Consider the following 4059-nt stretch of genomic DNA (forward strand, 5'->3'; position numbering starts at 1 on the left):
GCCCACGCCGATCAGCACAGATAGTGCTCCGGCGGCGCCGTCAGCGGGCGGGACGTCGGGTGCCTCGGGCCCGGCCGGGAAGCCGAACACCTCGCGACCGGGCGGGAACTCGGGCGCCTCGGGCGCGGGCGGGAACTCCGGGGCCCGGGACACCGGCGTGAATTCCGCAGCGTCGGGCACGGCCGGAAAGGCCGGGTCCTCCGGCGCGGGCGGGAACTCCGGAGCGTCGGACGCGGACGCGGACGGGTACGGCGTCGCGCCCGCGCCGCCCGCACCGGCCGGATCGTCCCAGCCGCTCGCACCGTGCCACCCGTCCGTACCGTCCCAGCCGATCGCGGGCTCCACGACCACCGGGGCCGCCGTGGCCACCGGGAGGCCCGCGGGCTCCACGGCCTCCACGGCCTCCGCCGCGGTGCCCGCGCCCTCCACCGGCCCCGCCGCCACCGGCGGCCTGAGCGCCACCGCCAGCAGCGCCGACAGCGCGACACCGACCACGGGCGCCGTCAGATAGACCCAGAGCAGATCGAAGTTGCCGGACAGCAGCGCGGGGCCGAACTGCCGCGCGGGGTTCTGCACCCCGCCGGACCACGACCCCAGGAAGATCATCACCAGGCCGATGCAGAGGCCCACCGTGGCCGGCACGAACTTCGTCAGCCGGGGCCGCAGCATCAGCGCCGCAACGATCACGAGGATGGCGCACTGCCCGGCGAGCTCCGTGCCGTAGACCTGCGCGACGCCCCAGCCCTCGTTCGGCGCGATCTTCGCATAGCCGAGGGTGGCCACGACCTCGCCCCAGACGAGCCGGCCGAGGCCGAACCCGGTGAGCGAGCCCAGCAGTTGGGCGGCGATGAAGGGCGCCACGTTGCGCGCGGGGAAGTAGCCGAGGAGCCACAGCCCGACCGTGACGGAAGGGTTCATGTGCCCGGCGGTCTGCCGGCGGAAGGAGAACTCGACGATCACATAGTTGAGGAGGCCGAAGAGGACCCCCATGAATATCAGGAAGCGCTGTCCCGTCAGCACGCCGGACAGCGGCGCGTCGGGGGCCACCGTCCACCGCACGGTCGTGATCACGGTGAACCACATGCCCACGTTGATCAGGTACTCGAGAATCGTCATCCACAGCAGGGGATGCGTCCGGGAGAGGCCACGGGGCGCGGCATGCTTCATCTGTCCTGCTCCAACTGGCTACGGGCCCCGGCACGGCGCGCCGGCGATACGACTATGTCCCTGCCAGGTGGTCAACCACCTGACAGGGCGGATTACTCCGTCAACTTCCGTACTCCGAAGGGCTGTTTCCGGCCAGAGGACCGAACGTGTCCAGGACACCGTCCGCCCACCCCGGGTCGTACGCGTCGAAGCGCGGGAAGCCGCCGTCCATCGGATCGCCCGTCCAGGTGCAGGTCACCCCGGGGTTGTGCGTGTCCGGGCCGGCGGGGGTGAACAGATGCGGGCTGCCCTGGATCGACGGGCCCCGCGCGGTGTGCCACTGGGCGTACACCTCGGCCCGGCCGGCGCCGCGGGCCATCGCCTCCTCCAGGGCCGCCGCGTCCACGTGGGCGCAGTCCTCGGCGAGGTCCAGGATCACCGCGTGGATGCTGATGCAGGCGTGGTCGACGTAGTAGGCGCGGCGCAGCGCCGCGTCCAGCTCGTCGCTGCCGCGCAGCCCGCCGACCGCGGGGTCCTTGGCGGCCTGCACCGCCTCCAGGGCGGGGAGCGTGGTCACGGGGAAGGTCCACTCGGGCGCGGACCAGCGCCGCCAGCCGAGCTCCGGCACCCGGGCGGCGATGGCCGCTACCTCGGGGTCGAGGATGTACTTCGGGTTGGGCTGCCGGTCGAACAGCTCCAGCGGGAAGGCTCGGTGGTCCACCAGGAGGTCGGCGCCGCGGGCCTCGGCCGCCCGGTGCAGGGTGTGCAGGGCGAGCGCGGCCCACGGGCAGGCGATGTCGGACCACACGGTGACGACCGGGGCCGGGGACGCGCCCCCGGTCTCGGCGGGGGACGGGGCCGGGGACGCGGACGCCCCGGGGCGCGCGGCCTGGTGGCCGGCTTCCCCGGGGCGCGCGGCGGACGGGTCCGTCACAGTTCGATCCGCACGTTGTACTCGGCGGCCCAGGTGTTGAACTCGACCAGCCGCTCCATCACCGCGCGGACGCCCCACAGCCCGGCCCGCACCCGGTACGAGTCCACGGGCTTGTCGAGCAGCTTCTGAATGGCCTCCTTGGGCACGATGGCCTGCACCGGGGCGCCGTCCGCGAGCAGCTCCTTGACCTGCTCGCGCAGGGCCCGGACGTAGACCTCGTCCTGGGTGGAGGGGTACGACGCCTTCTTGCGCTCCAGCACCGACTGGGGCAGCAGGTGCGAGGTGGCGGCGCGCAGCAGGCTCTTCTCACGGCCGTCGAAGTTCTTCATCGCCCAGGGGGTGTTGAAGACGTACTCGACGAGCCGGTGGTCGGTGAAGGGCACCCGGACCTCGAGGCTGGCGGCCATGCTGATCCGGTCCTTGCGGTCCAGCAGGAAGTTCTCCCAGCGGGTGATGTTGAGGTAGCTGATCTCCCGCATCCGGGCCTCCTTGCCCGTCTCGCCCTCCAGCCGCGGCACCTCCTCCAGGGCTTCCTGGTAGCGGCGCTTGACGTACTCGGTGAGGCCGATCCGGTCCCAGAGCCCTATCTCCTTGAGGGCGTCCATGCCGCCGAGCTTGGACCAGGGGTGGTACCAGGGGAAGGTCTCCAGCTCGACGGCCTCCTGGTCGTGGAACCAGGTGTAGCCGCCGAACAGCTCGTCGGAGGTCTCGCCGGAGAGCGCGACCGTCACCCGCTCCTTGAGCGCCTTGCACAGCAGGTAGAGCGAGTGCTCCATGTCGCCGGTGGAGATCGGCAGGTCCTGGGCGCGCAGCACGTGGCGGCGCACGGCGGGGTCGAGGACGTCCTCGTTGCGCAGCTCGACGATGACGTGCTTCACCGCGTCCCCGAGGTGCTCGGCGACCTCGATGGCGAACGGGATGTCCGGGTCGCCCCAGAGCGTGTCCGCCTGGAAGCGCTCCTTGTGGCCCTGGAAGTCGATGGAGAAGGCGTCGATGGGCTCGGTGGCGCCCTGCTTGCGCAGCACCTGCGCGGCCAGCGCGGTGATCACGCTGGAGTCCAGGCCGCCGGAGAGCAGGGTGCCGACCCGCACATCGGCGAACAGCTGGCGCTCGACGATGTCCTCGAGCAGCTCGCGGATGGTGGCGACGGTGGTGTCCAGGTCATCGGTGTGCGGCTTGGACTCCAGCTTCCAGTACTCGCGCACCGAGTGTCCCCGCCGGTTGAAGCGCACCACGGTGGCGGGCACGACCTCGTGCATGCCGCGGAAGATGGCGTGCCCGGGGGTGTTGAGGATGGCGAAGATCTCGGCGAGGCCCTCGGCGTCCACCACGGCCTCGGCCTCGGGGTGGGCGAGGATCGCCTTGGCCTCGGAGCCGAACAGCACGCCGTCGGGGGTCGGGTAGTAGAACAGCGGCTTGACGCCCATCCGGTCGCGCACCAGCAGCAGTTCCTCGGTGCGCGGGTCCCAGATGGCGAAGGCGTACATGCCGTTGAGCCGCTCGGCGAAGTGCTCGCCCCACTCCAGGTAGGCGTGGAGCACGACCTCGGTGTCGCTGGTGGTGCGGAACTCGTGGCCGAGGCCGATGAGTTCCTCCTTGAGCTCGCGGTAGTTGTACACCTCGCCGGTGTAGGTGATGACGGGCAGCCCGTCCTCGCCCTCGGTCACCGGCATGGGCTGCTTGCCGCCCTCGAGGTCGATGATGGACAGCCGGCGGTGGCCCAGCAGCGCGTGGGGCGAGGACCACACCCCGCGCGCGTCGGGGCCGCGGCACGCCATCGTCTCGGTCATGGCCGACGCGATGTCGGTGTGCTGCGTGAGGTCGCGGTCGTAGGCGACCCAGCCAGCGAGTCCACACATGGTGTCTTGGTTCCTCTCACCAGGAAGAGCGGTACAGCTTCGCGACAAAACGAACGGGTGAAGCGACTGGAGCGACCGGAGCCACTGATCGCTTTCGGGTGTGGGGGGTGGGTGAAGGGG

The 4059-nt window shown here is 71.4% G+C and carries 3 protein-coding genes; all 3 read right to left on the minus strand.

Translation table 11 applies throughout. The annotated features are described in order from the left end of the window. A partial coding sequence (locus tag ACSNOD_RS29175; protein WP_436770077.1) for an aquaporin occupies window positions 1-1116 on the minus strand: 1116 nt, incomplete at its 3' end. 151 nt (window positions 1117-1267) lie between these two features. Further along, on the minus strand, window positions 1268-2080 hold the full coding sequence (locus ACSNOD_RS29180; RefSeq protein WP_436770078.1) for a DsbA family oxidoreductase: 813 nt from the start codon (window positions 2078-2080) through the stop codon (window positions 1268-1270). After that, window positions 2077-3939: an asparagine synthase (glutamine-hydrolyzing) gene (gene asnB, locus ACSNOD_RS29185; protein WP_436770079.1), complete on the minus strand. Its 1863-nt coding sequence runs from the start codon at window positions 3937-3939 to the stop codon at window positions 2077-2079. Before asnB ends, ACSNOD_RS29180 begins: the two co-directional genes overlap by 4 nt. Window positions 3940-4059: the final 120 nt, after the last annotated feature.

This window comes from Streptomyces sp. URMC 123, assembly GCF_051386515.1.
In the GTDB taxonomy this organism is placed as follows: domain Bacteria; phylum Actinomycetota; class Actinomycetes; order Streptomycetales; family Streptomycetaceae; genus Streptomyces.